This is a genomic window from Mycobacterium sp. NGS39 (genome assembly GCF_059812765.1).
This window is the reverse complement of the sequence record NZ_JCALDH010000012.1, coordinates 137,649-155,051: the sequence shown is the minus strand read 5'-3', so window position 1 is coordinate 155,051 and position 17,403 is coordinate 137,649. Positions and strand designations below refer to the sequence as shown.

The window sequence follows — 17,403 nt, the reverse complement described above, 5'->3', positions numbered from 1 at the left end:
TTGCAGTCGGCCAGGCCCCGCGGCGACGCCCACGTGGCGGCAACGCTCAACCGGGACCAGCCCGAAGCGCTGACCTTCCATACCTATCTGGCGGCCACAGCTTTGCCGACAACCACCGCGGATCAAAGTGCCGACGGCACAGCACGACTGGTCGATCTGCCGCCGACACCGTGGCTGCATTCCCGATATTGGGCCGCATCGTCGGCAAGCCGACAGTCAGCCACGACCCACCCACTGCTGGGCGTGCACGTCGAGATACCGTCCGGTCGGCAGCACGTGTGGCAGGCCGACGTCGGCACCGATTCCGTGCCCTGGCTCGCGGATCACAAGGTGCACGGCCAAGCGGTCATGCCCGCGACAGGGTTCGCCGAAATCGCGTTGGCCGCCGCGAGCGAAGCCTTGGGATTGCCTGCGACAGGTGTCGCGGTCCACCGCCTGGAAGTGGAACACATGCTTCCACTGGACGACCACACGCAGATAACGACGCATCTCACCCACGACGACACCATCCGCATCGAAATCCATTCCCGATCCGTGAACGGCAGCTGGCGCCGGCACGCCGTCGCCAAAGTCGAGCCGGTGCCATCTGCGTCGCCGATTCCGGCGGTGGTTTCAGACCACACCGGCAACGTCGTCTCGCCGGCAGACCTCTACACCGCGCTGCGCCGCACCGGATTACACCACGGCCCGGCATTCGCGGCGTTGACCCGCATCGTGCGCAAGCCCGGCGGCGTCGCGGAAACGGAGATCACCCTTCCCGAACAGGCCAGTGCACACCGCCACTACCGGCTCCACCCAGTGCTGCTCGATGCGGCGCTGCAGGGACTGGCGGCCGCAATGCCCGCCGAGTCGCTGACCGATTCCGCCGAGGCCACCTATCTGCCGGTGGCGATGGAATCGATCCGGGTGTTCGGCGACGTCGGCCGGCATGTTCGATGCCGCGCCGAACTGACCGGCCTCGACGACGGCGCCGGCAAGCTCGGCCGGGTCGTCTTGACCGACGATGCCGGCACGGTGATCGCCGAGATCGCCGGTATCTATCTGCAACGGGTGCAACGCCGCAGCGTGCCGTTGCCACTGACGCAGAAGATCTTCGGCACCAGCTGGATCCCCACTCCCGCACCGACGGGTGCGCCCGCCGACGGCAGCTGGTTGGTGCTGACCGAAGGCGTCGAAACCGGCGCTTTCGCAGAGGATTTCATCGCGCGGCTCAGTTCAGACACGCGGCGGGTGATCACCGCAGAGCTCCGACAGGAATCCGCGGTGCTGGAGGCCTTCGCGAACGCCGCCGCTGACCCTGACCGTCCTCCGGTCGGAGTGGTCGTGCTCGCCGAACGGCACCCGTTCGGCGGCGCCGACTCCGACGGCGCGCCGGCACGGTGCCGCGATCTGGTCTGGGCGCTGTCGACGACGGTGCGCGCCATAGTCGGCGGCTGGCACGGGAAAAGCCCACGGCTGTGGGTGGTCTCTCGCAACGGCCTCGCGGTGCACGGCGACGAAGGCGGCGACCCGTCGATCGCTGCGCTGACCGGGTTGATCCGGGTGCTGGCCTATGAACACCCTGACCTGCGTGCTCGCGTAGTCGATCTGGACGGCGGCGGCGATGCCGTTTCGGCGCTGATCACCGAGTTGGGATCGTCGGACACCGACGACATCGTCGGCTGGCGTGGCGAGCGCAGATACGCCCAGCGGCTCGCCCGTGCGAAACTTCCAGCGGCACAACAGAATCCGGTTGTCCGGCCCGATGGGGCATACGTCGTCACCGGAGGACTCGGCGGGATCGGGTTGGTGGTGGCGCGGTGGCTGATCGACAAGGGTGCCGGGCGCGTGGTGCTCAACAGCCGATCAGATGCTCGCGACGAGCAGCGGTCAGTGCTGGAAGAACTCAGCCGACGATCCCAAGTCGCCGTGGTCACCGGCGACATCTCCATGCCGGGCGTGGCGGAGCGGCTCGTCGCTGCCGCCGAAGAGACCGGCCTGACGTTGCGCGGCGTCGTGCACGGTGCTGCGGTGATCGACGATCAGATCGTCGCGGCACTCAGCAGCGAGAGCCTCGATCGGGTGTGGGCGCCCAAAGTCGCAGGCGCCCTGCGCCTTCACGCCGCCACGGTCGATCGGCAGCTGGACTGGTGGGTGGGGTTTTCGTCGACGTCGTCGTTGCTGGGTGCACCCGGACAAGGCGCGTACGCCGCGGCGAGTGCGTGGCTCGACGGCCTGGTCGCGTGGCGGCGTGCAGCGAATCTTGCTGGAATCACGATCAATTGGGGCCAATGGTCGGACATCGGTATTGCGCGCGCGCTGACTTTCTCCGCGCTCGACCCCATCGCTCCAGCCGAGGGTCTGGAGGCCCTGGAGGCGGCACTGGCCGGCAACGCCGGCCGGCTGGGCGTCGCACGACTGCGCCTGGACCGTGCCGCAGCGGCCTTCCCGGAGCTTCAACAGCTGGGATATTTCGCAGCGCTGGCGCAAGAGCTCGAGTGCGAAGGCGACGACGACTGGGTGGGTCTGGATGCGCTGCGCGAAATGGAGGCGGCTGAGGCCACCAAGGTCGTCACCGCGCGGGTAGGCGGTCGGATCCCCGCGATCATGGGCTACCCCAAGGACAGCCGGATCGACGCCGACCAGCCGTTGACCGAGTTGGGAATGGATTCCCTGATGGCCGTGCGGATTCGCAACACCGTGCGCGGCGACTTCGGCGTCGAGCCCGCCGTCGCGCTGCTACTGCAGGGCGCCTCGCTGGCCGACGTCACCGCCGACCTCATCGGCCAACTCGGCATCAACGGGCACCAGAAAACCGAGACCGCGGACTCAGTGCGCGATCGAGCCAAGCAGCGCGCCGCAGCACGGCAACGGGCCGCGGCGCGTCGGAAAGTAGGAGACCGAGTGTGACCGCCAACAGCGAACTACCGCCGAACGCGATCGCAGTCGTAGGCATGGCGGCGCGCTTCCCCGGCGCCGATTCTGTCTCGGAGTTCTGGGACAACCTGCGGCGCGGCACCGAATCGATAGTCACGCTCACCGAGGACGACCTGGTCGCCGCCGGGGTGAGCGAGAAGGCCCTGACCAACCACGCGTATGTGCGCCGCGCCGCGCTCTTGGACGGCATCGACGAGTTCGACGCAGACTTCTTCGGCTTCACTGCTCAAGCTGCCCGCACGATGGATCCGCAACACCGGCTGTTTCTGCAGTGCGCCTGGCATGCGTTCGAAGACGCCGGCTATGACCCCACGGACCTAGATGCATCCGTCGGCGTGTACGGCACCAGCACCACCAGTGGATACCTGCTGCACAACCTCATGTCACACCGGGATCCGAACGTGATCATCGGCCAGGGAGTCACCTTCGAGATGGTCAACCTGTCGTTGCAGAACGACAAGGACTATCTGGCGACGCGGGTAGCCCATCAGTTCAACCTGCGCGGGCCGGCCCTGTCCGTCCAGACGGCATGCTCGTCGTCTCTGGTAGCACTTCATCTCGCCTGTCAGAGCATCTTGAACGGCGAATGCGACATGGCGTTGGCCGGCGGTGCCTCCCTTCGCATTCCGCACCGCGTCGGCTACTGGTACGAACCAGGATCCATGGTGTCGCCGAGCGGCCACTGCCGGCCATTCGACGTGCGGTCGGACGGCACGATCTTCAGCAGCGGAGTCGCCGCTGTGGTGCTCAAACCGCTCGAGTCCGCGATCGACGACGGCGACCGAATCCACGCGGTCATTCGCGGATCAGCGGTGAACAACGACGGAGCGACGAAGATGACGTTCGCCGCGCCCAACGCCGCCGGGCAAGCCGACGTCATCGCAGAGGCGCACGCAGTCGCAGACATCGACGCTGCGACCGTGAGCTATGTCGAGACGCACGGAACCGGGACACCGCTGGGCGACCCCATCGAAATGGAAGGCCTGCGACAGGCTTTCGCGGTTTCGACCGCAAACAGGCAAGGCCCGTGCTTCGTCGGCTCCGTCAAGTCCAACATCGGTCACCTGGAGTCGGCGGCCGGTATGGCCGGGCTGATCAAGGCGATCCTGTGCCTGGAGCACCGAGCGATTCCCGCGACGTTGCACTTCACCAGCCCCAACCCGGAACTACACCTCGAGCAGGGCCCGTTCGTCGTGCGCGGCGAATACGGTCCGTGGGAATGGGACGGCATCCGGCGGGCCGGGGTCAGCTCGTTCGGGGTGGGCGGCACCAACGCGCACGTCGTTCTGGAGGAAGCCCCAGACGTCCCGGCCCGCACTGCGCACTCCGGTCCACAGGTGCTGCTGTTGTCGGCCCGGTCCACCGAGGCGCTGCAGCAGTCACGCAGCGCCCTGGCCGCGCAGTTGTCCGGCGCGGACCCGGTCGACCTGGCTGATGTGGCCCACACCCTCGCGGGTCGTCGCAGGGAGAACATCCGCCTGGCAGCGGTGGTCACCGACCAGCGCAACGCGGCCGCCGTCCTCGGCGAGCCCGAACACGACAACGTCTTCGTCGGCGAGACTCCCAGCGGCGCAACGGGATCGCCGCAAGCCGTCTTCCTGTTTCCCGGCCAGGGCGCCCAGCACATCGGCATGGCGCGGGGACTCTACGAGTCTGAACCGGCGTTCGCCGAGCATTTCGACGAATGCGCGGCGGGGTTCCGCGAAGAACTCGGTATCGACCTGCGCACTGAGATCTTCGAGGGTTCCGCACGCAATCTGGAACGAACTGACCGCACCCAGCCTGCGCTATTCGCGACGGAATACGCTCTGGCGAAACTGATCGAAACCTACGGTGTTCGCCCGGCAGCGCTCGCGGGACACAGCATCGGCGAGTATGCCGCGGCCGCTGTCGCCGGCGTTTTCGACCTTCCCACCGCCCTCAAGGTCGTCTCGATGCGTGCGCGGCTGATGCATGCCGCACCGCGCGGAGTCATGGTCGCGGTAGCGACAAGCCCCGATGCGATCGCCGAGCACCTGTCGGACGACGTCGACGTGGCCGCGATCAACGACCCCGGCAGTTGCGTTGTCGCCGGCACCGAAGAGAACATCCGCGCGTTCACCGAGCGCCTGGCCGCGGCCGGCATCGCGGCGCGGCGGGTTCGCACCTCGCACGCGTTCCACTCGCGGTTGATGGATTCGATGATCCCGGAATTCCAGGGCTTTCTGTCCCGACTGTCGCTGCACGAGCCACGAATTCCGTTGCTGTCCAACGTGACCGGCACCTGGCTGACTGCCAGCGAGGCGACCAATCCGGCGACGTGGGCGCGGCAGGTGCGTGCGACGGTCCGGTTCGCCGACGAGCTCGACGTGCTGCTGGCCGAGCCGCAGCGTGTGGTCGTGGAAGTCGGTCCGGGTGGGACCCTGACCGCGTCGGCGACGCGGCACCCGAGGTGGTCAAGCAGTCACCGCGCCGTTCGATTGATGCGCCATCACGCTCAGAACCGCGACGACCGCGACGCGTTCCTGCTGGCGCTGGGACAGCTGTGGTCGGCCGGTGTCGACGTGGACTGGACGCCTCTGCGCGGCCACCACAAACCTCGGCTCGTGTCGCTTCCCGGCTACCCGTTCGAACGTCAACGGCATTGGGTGGACCACAACGCGTCGGCGAGGTGGGCTGCGGGGGATGCGGCCGCGTCGACCGCACCGGCGACGGCCGGATCGAACGGCAGCGCCAATCAGCCGGCGGCAAACGGCAGTTCACCGGTGGAAGCGACCCTGCGGCGCATCTGGGCACAGTGCCTCGGCGTCGACTCGGTCGACCGCAACGCGAACTTCTTCGAATTGGGCGGCGACTCGCTGGTGGCGATCAGCGTCGCGATGGCCGCTGCCAACGAAGGCTTGGACATCACGCCTCAGGACCTGTACGACAACCCAACCGTGGTGGCGCTTTCCAGGGCGCTGGTCGCCCGACACGCAGCCGACGGTTTGGCACGCCAGGCGCCGGGCGACGTCGCGCACCCTCCCGTGCCGCCGAACATCGCGCACTTTCTCGAACATGGGATCCGCGAGGCCGGACAGTGGCGCTTCCCGCTCATTCTCGACATGCGGCAGGACGTGCAGACCGAAGACATCCGTTCGGTGCTCACCGCAGTGATCAACCACCACGATGCATTGCGCCTGCGCCTGGTCGAGCATGCGGGGACCTGGCAACAGGTGCTCGGCGAGCCGCAGGACGACGTTGAAGTCGATGTCCAGTCACTGCCCGAAAGTGTCGAGCCCGCGGCCGAGCAGGTGCGGGACGCGTTGCTGCACATGGCCAAAGAGCACATCCAAGAACAGGACTTGTCGAGCCCGCCGCTGACCGCCACCCACATCCGTGGTCGCCCGGGTGGCCCCAGCTACCTCATGCTCAGTGTGCACGGTGCCGTGGCCGACAACACGTCGCGCGACATCCTGCTGACCGATATCTTCACGGCCTTCGGGCAGCGCAAGGCCGGCGAAGACATTGTGCTGCAACCGGTTACCGCCTCCTGGCGGGAATGGTCGCAGCGCTGCGCCGCACTGTCCACCCATTCCGCCGTCGTCGAAAGCCGCGACTACTGGCTGCAAGCCACCGCGGCAGCGCAGCTGCGTGTCGGTGCCGAGATGGCCGAAGCGCCGAGCTCTCAGGACCTGGTGCGAATCTGCTCGTCGCTGACCGTCTCCGAGACCGCCGAGATCGACGACGCGCGGCGCCGGCTTCGGGTGTCGATCGACGACATCCTGCTCGGGGCACTGAGCCGAGCAGTGGCGAGCGCGCTCGGTGACGGCGTCATCGCCGTGAACCTTGCCGGAGACGGCCGGTCGGTACTCAAACCCGACGTCGACGTGCGCCGGACGGTCGGCTGGTTCGACACCCTTTATCCGGTCGCTCTTACGTGCGCAGAACAAGGTGCCAGCGCAAAGCAATTGTTCGACGATGTGCGGCAAGTGCTCAACGCCGTGCCGCACCGTGGAATCGGCTACGGATTGCTGCGCTACCTCTACGCGCCGACCGCGCGGGTACTCGGCGCCACCCGTCCCGCCGACATCTTCTACTCGTATCTAGGCGCGATTCCCGACTTGCAGTCCTTGGCGGCTGTCGATACGCCGGTCCGATTCAGTGGGGACGTGAACATCCCGATGCGCGAAACCATCCCGGGGCTTGGCCATGCGATCGAGCTGCGGGTGTATCGGTCGGGTGGCGTGCTGCACCTGGATTGGTGGCGCGATGCGCGCCGGGTGCCTTCGTCGCGGGCGGAAGCGATCGCCGGCAATTTCGCTACCGAGCTGATGGCATTGGTGCGCGCTGCGATCGCCGAGGACGAGGCGGACGCGGTCAGCGACGAGATGTCGCTCGTCGATCTGTCGTCGAGCTAGGCAAGGAAACTCGATGCCCAAGGGAGTCCGGACATGTTTCCGTCGTCGGTGATTCGCAAGCTGGCGAACAGCGAGGAGATGCTCGCCGAGACGCACAACTTCGTGGGTCTCGGTGCGCACATGAAGGGACCGGTCGACATCGACGCGATCTCGGCGGCCTACGATGCACTGCTCGAGGCACATCCCGTGCTCACCGCCCGGATCGAGCGAGCAGCCGACGGACGCCACCAGATCGTCGCAGACGACTTACTGCCCGCCGGCATCGAGGTCGTCGAACTCAACGACCCGACAGCCGAGCCACCCTCACCGCACTTCGACCAGAGTGAGTCGCTGGTGCACCTTCGAGTCACCATCCGCGACGGGCAAGCGCAGCCGACGCTCTACGTTCACCACAGCCTCGCCGACGGCCACCACATGTACGGTCTCATCGAGGAACTTCTGTCGTACTACACCGAAATGGTGAACACCGGCACCATTCGGCCAGTCACTCCGCAGCCGACACCGGCGTCGATCGAGACGGTGCTGGCCGAACGGGGCATTGCCAAGCAGAAGCGCTCGGGCGTGGAGCGGTTCATGCCGGCGATGTTCGCCTACGATCTTCCGCCGTCGCGGCGAGCCCCGACCGGCGCGGCGCCCGCTTCACCCGTGCGCGTTCCGATGGTGTCGTGTCAGCTGAGCGAACACCACACCGACAGCATCGTGGCGCTGTGCAAGACGAACGGGCTGGGCTTGACCGCGCTGCTCTCGGCGGTGGTTCTGATGGCCGAGTGGCAGCTGCGCGGCACACCCCACATCCCCGTTCCGCTGATCTACACAGTGGATTTGCGATATTTCCTTTCCCCGCCGGTGTCGGCCACCGGATGCACCAACCCCGTGGGATTGGCCACCTACCTCGCCGAGATCGACCGCGGCACAAGCATTCTGAGCTTGGCGCGCGACATCGCCGAAACGTTCCGGTCGGATCTCGCGGACGGTGTCATTCAGCAGTCCCGCCTTCATTTCAGTCCGCAATACGTCGGCAACGCCCCCGGCTTGCCCGATGTGGTCTTGCTCTCCGACAACGGTCTCGTTCCGCCGGTACCGACGCCTCCCGAGCTGGAAGTCGTCAGTACGCACGGCGAGTTGTTCTTCGCCGTCAGCGCCGGTATCGAGATCTACTTCACGCAGATTTTCGCGGGGCGCCTGACGGTCGAATACCACTCGCACGGCCCGGATCCGGACAGGTCGATCGAGGCGATCCGGGCGTTGCTGACCGCCATCGCCGACCAGCACGCGACCAGCGATCAGCTGACGGGCCCGAAGGCGTAGCGATGGTATTGAAACATTCGTCGCAGCGGCGGAACCGCACGAACCAGGCGCCGCGTCCGTCGGAAACCGGCCGGCGTGCGGTCGAAGGTGACGGCATCGAACAGCGTCGTCGCAGCCAGCAGGCGCAGTTGCGGCACCCTGGTCGATATGTCCGACGGCGCGTTGACGGCCCAGTGCAGGGTCGAACCGGATTGCCGCTGCAGTCTGTGTGTCCGCTGCGACCGGATGGCGAGCCAGTTGTAGAAGTCGATTTGCACTTCGCCGGACGTGAATCGGTCGACGACCTTCTGCAGCAGCATCAGTCCCTCGTCCTGCGTCAGGTACATGCTGATGCCCTCCGCCAACAGCAACACCGGGCGCTCGGCCGGGATTCGATCGAGCCAGGACAGATCCGTTGCCGACGTGGCCAGCAGGTGATAATGCGGCCGCTGTGCAAACAGCTTCTCGCGCAACGCAATTACCGCAGGGTAGTCGACGTCGTACCACTGGACCTGCGGGCCGGGGTCCAGACGAAACGCACGGCTGTCCAGACCGCAGCCCAGGTGAACCACGGTGGCGTTCGGTGTCACCGCCAGGAATTGCGACGCCCAGATGTCGAATTGGGCCGCGCGGACGGTCACCAGCGGCGTCCACCGGTCGGCGACGCCGAGTCGGTTCCAGTCGTAGTCGATCCGGCCGACCGTCTCCTTGGCGAATCGATCGCCCAGGACGGGTCTGTCGAAATCGGCGTCCAACGCCTTGCAATACAGGGTGGTCAGCATGGTCTGGGCGGGGCCGCTGAGGTCGACGGAGACTTTGCCGGTCACGGGCTGAGCCTAATGGGGAAGTCGGCGCGGGGGCCACGGTTGCACAACACATCTGACAGGGAGGCCTGATGAGCGAGATGACCAGTCATGGCGGCGAGAGGCGGCCTCGTGTCTTGCTGTTGTACTACACGTTCACCGGGCAGTCGCTGCGGGTGCTCGAGGCCGCGGCAGAAGTCTTCCGGGAGAGAGGCTGCGAGGTTCGGCACGCCAAGATCGAATTCACGGATCGTCGTTACGCCGAACGGTTTTCACGCTTCCCGATGCGCAAAGTGTGGCCGGATATGCTCAGCGTGTTACCGGCCCAACGACGGGGCGAGATCGGAGATATCCGGATCCCGGAGTCGGTCTGCGACGGCGGGTACGACTTGATCTGCATCGGATCGCCGACCTGGTGGCAGACCGTGAGCATGCCGATGCGATCCTTTTTGATCTCAGACGAGGCGGGGGACCTCCTCGCGGGCAAGCCGTTTGCCGTGTTCGTCGTCTGTCGCCGGTACTGGCAGAAAAATCTCGCCGCCGTGCGCGACCTCGCTGAGCAGCAGGGCGGTCGGTACGTCGACGAGATCCACTTCACGTATCCCGGAGACGATCTCCGGTCCATCCTCTCGCTGACAAGCTATCTCGGATCGGGTGAATACCGGGACCGTTACCTGGGTATGCGCATCCCGCCCACCAATGTCCAGCCGCAGCAGCTCGAGCAGACGCGACGCTTCACGGCCGCCCTCGCCGATCGCGTGTTCGGTGAGGTGCGGGCGCGATGATTCGTTGACCCGTAGGAAGTTTGGCTCACCATGTCCCGTTCGTTCGGCGCGCTCGGACCCGGATCGTCCGACGAATCGGCTGTGCCACCCACAGCGCAGGCGCTTGCCGGCCTGGACATGTCGTTGCTCGACGCGATGACGACGCAGCGGGCGGTTCGGCGGGTGTTGCCCGACCCGGTCGACGACAGTTTGGTGTTGAGGTGCATCGAGTTGGCGCTGCGTGCCCCGACCGGTGCCGACGGGCAGAACTGGGAGTTCGTCGTCGTCAAGGATCGACGAGTCAAAGACCGGCTTGCGAAACGCTACCGCCAAGGCTGGAAAGTCCAATGGCACGCGTTGATTCGCCCGATCGCGGCCCGCGACAAGTCGATGGCCAAGATCGCCCGGGCGGTGCAATGGCAAGTCGACCACTTTTCCGAGATCCCGGTTCTGGTGGTGGCCTGCCTGCGGCTCGGTGCCCGCCAAGGGCGGTTGCCGGTGCTGCGGATGCCCCATGCCGCCGAATCGGCGTACTGGGGGTCGATATATCCCAGCGTGCAGAACCTGCTGCTGGCGGCGCGGGCCATGGGCCTGGGGGCATCGCTGATCACGCTGCCACTGTGGAGCAGGACGTCGGCGCGCAGAATCCTCGACTTGCCGTCCGACGTCACACCGTGCTGCATCGTGCCGCTCGGTTGGCCACGCGGAAGGTACGGACCGACCACCCGCAAGCCGGTAGAGGAGGTGACGCATCTAGATTCGTACGGTAATCGCATCTGGCTGGAAGATGTTGGAAGACAGCCGTTTTCTGGCTGAGCGCGCTAGCCGCGCATTCCCATCATCACTACGCGCTCCCACATCCGGTCACTCAGCAATGATCGGGCCAGCACCGATCCCTTGCCGGACGCGCCGACGATGTAGCGCGGCTTGGGGTTCTTGGCCGCCACCACCCGCATCACTTCACGGGCCACGGTATCGGCGCTCACCATGACGCCCGGCATCTCGGTCAGCGCCCGGGTGGCCTTGTCGTAACGGCGCTTGAATTCGGCATACGGGTCGTCATCGGTATACGAGCGTGATTGTTCCAGCTGAGCTTCGACGAATCGGGTGCGAACCCCGGTCGGATCGATCAGCACGACGCGCACTCCGAACGGCGCCACCTCGGCGCGAAGAGCCAGCGAAAGAGCCTCGACGCCGTACTTACTGATGTGATAGGCGCCCGCGCCCGGCGTGGTGAACCGCCCGCCGGTACTGCCGATGTTGACGATCGTGCCCGAGCCCTTGGCGCGCATACCGGGCAACACAGCCTGTGAAAGGTGAAGAGGCGCAACGACATGTGTTTCGAACTGGCGCCGCACTTCGCTCAGGGGTACCTGTTCGAGCGGGCTCGGCAAGGGGTATCCGGCACTGTTGACGAGGACATCCACCGCCCGGTGATCGCTGTGGATTTCGTCGATCAGCCTGCCCACCGCGGCTTCGTCGGTCACGTCCACAGCACGTGCCTGCAGGCCGCGCGCGCGCAACGCATCGAGAGCAACCGGGTTGCGGCCGAGGGCGAAGACGGCGAAGCCTTTCGCTTGCAGCCGGTAGGCGGTGGCCTCTCCGATGCCGCTTGTTGCGCCGGTCACCAGAGCGATCGGTTGGGCTGTCATCGGATCGTGGTCCTCACGGCAGTCGTAATCCGGCAGGTCCGAATCAGCGTGCACGGCCAGCGTAACGGCTGCGACCCGATGGCCGCCGGCAAAACCGACTCTGCCGGTGTCCTTCCCGCGCATAATTGTTCGCGGATACCCGTGAGGGCGACCTATCACCGGGAGGCATGACACGTGCGCAGTTCGCGAAAAGCCGTGTGCCACATGCTCGAGGTGATCGACCGCGGCGGTGTCAGCCGATCTCATCCTGTCCCGCTGCTCTTCGTGCACGGCGCCTGGCATGCTGCGTGGTGCTGGGACGAGCACTTCCTCGGATTTTTCGCCGACAAGGGTTATCGGGCTCTGGCGCTCAGCTTCCGCGGTCACGGCAACAGTTCCACCGACAAACCGCTTCGCGCCTGTTCGGTTGCCGACTACGTCGAAGACGTCAGGTCGGTGGCCGAGACGCTGCCCACGGCGCCGGTGATGATCGGTCACTCCATGGGCGGGCTGATCGTGCAGAAGTACATGCAATCGCATGCTGCGCCGGCAGCTGTGCTGATGACGTCGATGCCTCCGCAGGGAAATCTCGGGTCGGCCCTTCGATGGATTCGTAAGCACCCCTTGCACTTCACCAAGATGGCGCTTACCGGTAAGGCATTGCCGTACATCAGCACCCCGCAGCTCGCGCGGGAGCGGTTCTTCTCGGTACACACCCCAGAGGCAGACGTACGGCGCTATGCCTCACGGCTGCAAGAGGACAGCTCGCGCATCGGGATCGACTGCCTGGTACTCAGCTTGCCGCGTCCGCAGCGTGTCACGACTCCGGTTCTGGTCCTCGGAGCCGACGACGACGGCGCACACACGAGGAAGGAAGTTCTTGCGACGGCGCGCGCATACGGCACACGCGCCGAGTTCTTTCCCGATATGGGGCACAACATGATGCTGGAGCCCGGCTGGGCTGCTGTCGCCGAACGCATCCACACCTGGCTCAGCGCGCGCGGGCTATGACGCCGGCTGCGCCGGCCCGTTCGTGGAGCGCACCCGTGCGCTGCGCACCAACTGCAGCGGCAGGGTGGCCAACCCGCGCATCGTCGGATTATCGAGGTAGCGGTAATCGCCGGCGATCCGGATGGCATCGACTCGTGGCAGCAGTTGCGTCAACACCCGGCTGACTTCCATGCGGGTCAGATGCGTGCCCAGGCAGTAATGAATGCCGCCCCCGAAGGCGAGGTGGTCGGTCGGATTGCGTTGCAGGTCAAAGGTATTGGGGCCCGCGAAGTGGCGCGGGTCGCGGTTCGCAGCGGCGAACAGCAGCAAGACGCGCCCGCCGGCCGGTATGGTGTTGGCGCCAATGGTGTAGTCGCGGGTAGCGGTTCGGTAGAACCCCTGAACGGGCGAGACGAATCGCAGTTGCTCCTCGATTGCGGCGGGGATGAGTTCGGGATGCGCGCGAAGCGCGGCGTACACGTCCGGCCGCTGCGCGAGGGTCAGGAACAGGCCCGACAGCAGGTTGGTCGTCGTCTCGCTTCCTGCGCCGATCAGCATCGAGGCGCTCCAGAACACCTCGTCGTCGGTCAACACATCGTCGCCTTCGGCGCCGGTCATCATCGAGATCAGGTCGTCACCGGGATGGCGGCGCCGCTGCTTGATCATGCGGTCGAGCTCCCGGCGCATCGCCGCCGTGGCACGGGCTGAGCGCGCGCTGAGGGCCAGCCCGTGCGCGGTGAGCGGCACGAACGAACCCTCGACGATCGCATCGGACCACGCGAGGAACCGGCTGTGATCTTGGCGCGGTATTCCCAGCATCATGGCGATCAGTCGGTTCGGCAGCGGTTTCGCCAGATCGGTTACCACGTCGGTCTTTTCGCGGGCGATCATGCCGTCGACGAGTTCGTCGGCGACCTCGTTGATGGCCGCCTGCCACGCCGTCATCGCCCGCGGGGTGAACGCCCGAGAGACGAACTTGCGAAGCCGGGTGTGATCCGGTGGATCCGTTGCGTTCATGGTCTGCAGGTGCACGCGATAGCGTGCTTGGCTCTCCGCGGAGGACAGTGCGTCGTGGTCGCGCAGTGCGGCTCGCACGTCGTCGTACCCGGCGACGATGTAGATTCCGCGCTTGCGGTTGTACCAGACGTTCGGCACGTCGGGCCCGCTCAGCAGTGCTTGGTATCCGGGGTACGGATCTCGCATCGTCTGCGTCGAAAGGGGGTCGAAGTCGGTGAGCGGAGCCGTTTTCCGGCCGGTCAACGCGGAGCCGTAAGCGGCGGCTTTGTCCCGCGCCACTCCGGTGAGACCGTCCACCCCGATCTTCATCAGGCTGGCCTGGAATCGGAGCGCCTGAGCAAATGCCATGGGGACGAACTCCTTCGTGACGATTCGCGGAACTTATCGCGCATTACGGCAGATGCCGTAACCCCGTTTCACCTAGAGTGGCAGAGATGTTCGCGATGCGGAACTGGTCTGAGCAAATGCAGGCCGCCGAGGTGCGGCGGCGCGCAAAGCGGCACTGCCACCGGGTGCTTGACGCCGGCGGCGCCGACCGTCTCGGGGCAGGCCGACGGCACTTTGCGGATTGAGACGCATTGATGAACTCAGGCGCGTTCGACCACGGCGTTGTCGGAAGCTGATGAGTAGCCGGCGGATAACCACCGAACGCAACGATCGGCCACTCGCAGCGGTTGCGATCCGCAAGCTCGCGCCGCTGATCATTCTCGGGTGGTTGGCCATCACCGCTGTCTTGAATGTCTTCGTGCCCTCGCTCGAACACGTCGCCAAGGAGCGGGCGGTGTCGCTGAGTGCCAAGGACGCGCCGTCGTTACAGGCGATGGAGCGCATAGGCGAGGTGTTCAAGGACTCCAATACCGACAGCGTGGCAATGGTGGTCTTGGAGGGACAGCAACCGCTCGGCGAGGATGCCCACAGGTACTACGACGAGCTGATTCGTCAGTTGCGTGCCGACACGACTCACGTGCAGCACATTCAGGACTTCTGGGGTGACCCGCTCACGGCGCCGGCAGCACAGAGTGACGACGGCAAGGCCGCCTACGTTCAACTGAATCTTGCTGGTAACCAAGGCGAGACGCTGGCGAACCAGTCCGTCCAGGCTGTCCGTGACATCGTGCAGAGAACACCCGCGCCACCCGGAGTGAAGGCGTACGTCACCGGGCCGACACCCCTTTCGGCGGATCTGATCGACGCCGGTGATCGCGCGGTCGTCAAGACCACGGTGGCCACCGTCGTCGTCATCTTCGTCATGCTGTTGCTCGTCTACCGGTCGGTCACGACAGTGGCGATCTTGTTGGCCACAGTGGGAGTCGGCCTAGCGGCAGTGCGCGGTTTCGTCGCTTTCCTGGCGAACGCCGGGCTCATCGGCATCTCGACTTTCGCGATCAGCATCCTCGTCGCGCTCGCGATCGCGGCCGGTACCGACTACGGGATATTCCTGCTCGGGCGCTATCGCGAGGCGCGCCAGGCCGGTGAGGACAGGGAGACGGCTTACTACACCGCCTATCGCGGGGTCGCTCACGTGATCCTGGCGTCGGGTGTGACGATCGCCGGCGCCACGTACTGTCTGAGCTTCACCAGATTGCCCATCTTCCAAACGATGGGTGCCGCCTGCGCGGTGTCCATGCTCGTCGCTGTTGCGGTAGCTCTGACCCTGATTCCCGCTGTCCTCAGTGTTGCCAGTTGTTTTCGACTACTCGACCCCAAACGCGCAACCTCCGTTCGAGGCTGGCGGAGGGTGGGCACAGCGGTCGTTCGCTGGCCGGGCCCCATCTTCGTCGCTTCGTTCGTGATAGCCGTGATCGGACTTCTGGCGCTGCCCGGCTACAAAGTCAGCTACAACGACCGTCCGTACATGCCCTCGAATACTCCTGCCAACATCGGGTGGTCGGCTGCCGAGCGCCATTTTTCGCAGGCCAGAATGCGGCCGGAAGTGTTGATGGTCGAATCCAACCAGGACATGCGCAATTCGGCTGACTTTCTGGTGCTCAACAAGGTGGCCAGAGCGATTCTCGGAGTCGAAGGCGTTGCGATGGTGCAGGGCGTGACCCGGCCCGAGGGAACGCCGATCACACATACGTCCATACCTTTTCTGCTGAGCCTGCAGAGCGCCGGTCAGCAGGAGAACATGCCCTTCATCAAAAACCGGCTGGCGGACATGCGCACCCAGGCCGATGACCTGACGGCAACCGTCGCGACGCTGGAGCGCACGTACGCATTGACGCAGCAGCTTGCCGACGCCACCCATCACTCAGTGGGCGTGACGAAACAAATGATCGACATCACCAAGGAAATGCGCGACCGGCTTGCCGACTTCGACGATTTCTTCAGGCCGATCCGTAACTATTTCTACTGGGAACCGCACTGTTTCGACATACCAATCTGCTGGGCGCTCAGGTCGGCGTACGACGCGTCGGACGGCCTGGACAGAATCAGCGACAAGCTCGACGCGCTCGCGCCGGATCTCGACACCATCGACGCGGTCATACCGCAATTGATGGCCCAGTTGCCCCCGCAGATCGAGACCGTCAAGAGCGTCCAGACGATGCTGCTCACCACCGTGAGCACCATGTCCGGCATCATCGACCAGATCGAGGAAGTCGGTACCGACACGATCGCCATGGGCCGAGATTTCGATGCCGCCCAAAATGACGACTCGTTCTACCTGCCCCGTTCTGCCTTCCAGAACCCGGACTTTCAGCGTGTCATGAAGCTGTTCATGTCGCCGGACGGCAAGGCGGCGCGGTTCATCATCACTCATGACGGCGATCCGGCGACGCCTGAGGGAATCGCGCGCGTCGACGCAATCAAGAAAGCCGCCCGGGAAGCACTCAAGGGCACGCCGTTGGCGAACTCCAAGATCTATCTCTCCGGGAACGCGGCCGTTCTCAAAGACTTGCAAGAAGGATCGAAGTACGATCTGCTGATCGCCGGCGTGGCCTCGCTCTGCATCATCTTCGTCATCATGCTGATCATCACGCGAAGTCTTGTCGCCGCGATCGTGATTGTGGGCACGGTGGTGTTGTCGTTGGGTGCTTCCTTCGGCTTATCCGTCTTGGTATGGCAGTACATCCTGGGCGTCGAATTGCACTGGATGGTGCTGCTGATGTCGGTGATAATCCTGTTGGCCGTGGGTTCTGACTACAACTTGCTCGTCGTCGCTCGCTTCAAGGCCGAAATAGGCGCCGGGCTCAAGACCGGCATCATTCGGGCGATGGGCGGCACCGGCAAAGTGGTGACGGCCGCGGGTCTGGTATTCGCCTTCACCATGGCGGCCCTGGTGGTCAGCGACATGCGGGCCGTCGGACAGGTCGGTACCACCATCGGCTTGGGTCTTCTGTTCGACACCCTCGTCGTGCGCTCGTTTCTGATGCCCTCTACCGCAGCCCTGCTCGGCCGCTGGTTCTGGTGGCCGATGAATGTCAGCTCGCTTCTACCGTCCCGCGTGCGGGCGAGGTCGGCCCGGGTTCCTTGACCTGTCATGGCGCGATCGGTCGCCTGCAAGTTCGACGCTGGTTCGACGGCTCTGAAAAACCCTGTGCGGCAACGTCAACCGAGATTGGCGCACACCGGCCGGACGACTGGCGAGGCGCTGTTGGGCAGAGGATCCATGCAC

At 65.4% G+C, this 17,403-nt stretch carries 10 protein-coding genes; 7 read left to right on the top strand and 3 right to left on the bottom strand.

Annotated elements, in window-relative coordinates; translation table 11 throughout:
* The 3 genes from AC5Y39_RS17565 to AC5Y39_RS17555 form a co-directional block, all read left to right on the top strand.
* On the top strand, positions 1-2,889 hold a 2,889-nt coding region (locus AC5Y39_RS17565; RefSeq protein ID WP_500019832.1), incomplete at its 5' end, for a type I polyketide synthase.
* Positions 2,886-7,295, top strand: coding sequence for a type I polyketide synthase (locus AC5Y39_RS17560; RefSeq protein WP_500019834.1), 4,410 nt, complete (start codon positions 2,886-2,888; stop codon positions 7,293-7,295). The genes AC5Y39_RS17565 and AC5Y39_RS17560, both read left to right, overlap by 4 nt.
* 33 nt (positions 7,296-7,328) lie before the next feature.
* The gene (locus tag AC5Y39_RS17555; protein ID WP_500019836.1) at positions 7,329-8,603 is read left to right on the top strand and encodes a phthiocerol/phthiodiolone dimycocerosyl transferase family protein; all 1,275 of its coding nucleotides are present in this window, start codon (positions 7,329-7,331) and stop codon (positions 8,601-8,603) included.
* On the opposite strand, the gene AC5Y39_RS17550 is transcribed toward AC5Y39_RS17555, so the two are convergent.
* The gene (locus tag AC5Y39_RS17550; protein ID WP_500019838.1) at positions 8,579-9,409 is read right to left on the bottom strand and encodes a class I SAM-dependent methyltransferase; all 831 of its coding nucleotides are present in this window, start codon (positions 9,407-9,409) and stop codon (positions 8,579-8,581) included. The genes AC5Y39_RS17555 and AC5Y39_RS17550 overlap by 25 nt on opposite strands.
* Before the next feature lie 77 nt (positions 9,410-9,486).
* Here AC5Y39_RS17550 and AC5Y39_RS17545 point away from each other — a divergent pair, with 77 nt between their 5' ends.
* Both AC5Y39_RS17545 and AC5Y39_RS17540 read left to right on the top strand, forming a co-directional pair.
* Positions 9,487-10,170, top strand: a complete 684-nt coding sequence (locus AC5Y39_RS17545) for a flavodoxin family protein (protein WP_500020111.1) — start codon at positions 9,487-9,489, stop codon at positions 10,168-10,170.
* Between the two features lie 30 nt (positions 10,171-10,200).
* Positions 10,201-10,965, top strand: coding sequence for a nitroreductase family protein (locus AC5Y39_RS17540; RefSeq protein WP_500019840.1), 765 nt, complete (start codon positions 10,201-10,203; stop codon positions 10,963-10,965).
* A 5-nt stretch (positions 10,966-10,970) separates the two neighbouring features.
* Here the strand turns inward: AC5Y39_RS17540 and AC5Y39_RS17535 are convergent, their stop codons facing one another.
* Positions 10,971-11,855 (bottom strand): SDR family NAD(P)-dependent oxidoreductase, encoded by an 885-nt coding sequence (locus AC5Y39_RS17535; protein WP_500019843.1) that lies wholly within the window; start codon positions 11,853-11,855, stop codon positions 10,971-10,973.
* Positions 11,856-12,005: 150 nt separating this feature from the next.
* Between AC5Y39_RS17535 and AC5Y39_RS17530 the strand changes: the two genes are divergently transcribed.
* The gene (locus AC5Y39_RS17530) at positions 12,006-12,791 is read left to right on the top strand and encodes an alpha/beta hydrolase (protein WP_500020113.1); all 786 of its coding nucleotides are present in this window, start codon (positions 12,006-12,008) and stop codon (positions 12,789-12,791) included.
* Here AC5Y39_RS17530 and AC5Y39_RS17525 read toward each other — a convergent pair.
* Positions 12,786-14,135, bottom strand: coding sequence for a cytochrome P450 (locus AC5Y39_RS17525; RefSeq protein WP_500019845.1), 1,350 nt, complete (start codon positions 14,133-14,135; stop codon positions 12,786-12,788). The two genes, AC5Y39_RS17530 and AC5Y39_RS17525, sit on opposite strands and share 6 nt — an antisense overlap.
* Before the next feature lie 274 nt (positions 14,136-14,409).
* On the opposite strand from AC5Y39_RS17525, the gene AC5Y39_RS17520 reads away from it, so the two are divergent.
* Positions 14,410-17,262, top strand: a complete 2,853-nt coding sequence (locus AC5Y39_RS17520) for an MMPL/RND family transporter (protein WP_500019847.1) — start codon at positions 14,410-14,412, stop codon at positions 17,260-17,262.
* Positions 17,263-17,403: the final 141 nt, after the last annotated feature.

Excerpts from the sequence above, each read along its gene's own strand:
- AC5Y39_RS17555 (WP_500019836.1), top strand. The coding sequence starts at position 7,329 with ATGTTTCCGTCGTCGGTGATTCGCAAGCTGGCGAACAGCGAGGAGATG.
- AC5Y39_RS17545 (WP_500020111.1), top strand. The coding sequence starts at position 9,487 with ATGACCAGTCATGGCGGCGAGAGGCGGCCTCGTGTCTTGCTGTTGTAC.
- AC5Y39_RS17540 (WP_500019840.1), top strand. The coding sequence starts at position 10,201 with ATGTCCCGTTCGTTCGGCGCGCTCGGACCCGGATCGTCCGACGAATCG.
- AC5Y39_RS17530 (WP_500020113.1), top strand. The coding sequence starts at position 12,006 with ATGCTCGAGGTGATCGACCGCGGCGGTGTCAGCCGATCTCATCCTGTC.
- AC5Y39_RS17525 (WP_500019845.1), bottom strand. The coding sequence starts at position 14,135 with ATGGCATTTGCTCAGGCGCTCCGATTCCAGGCCAGCCTGATGAAGATC.
- AC5Y39_RS17520 (WP_500019847.1), top strand. The coding sequence starts at position 14,410 with ATGAGTAGCCGGCGGATAACCACCGAACGCAACGATCGGCCACTCGCA.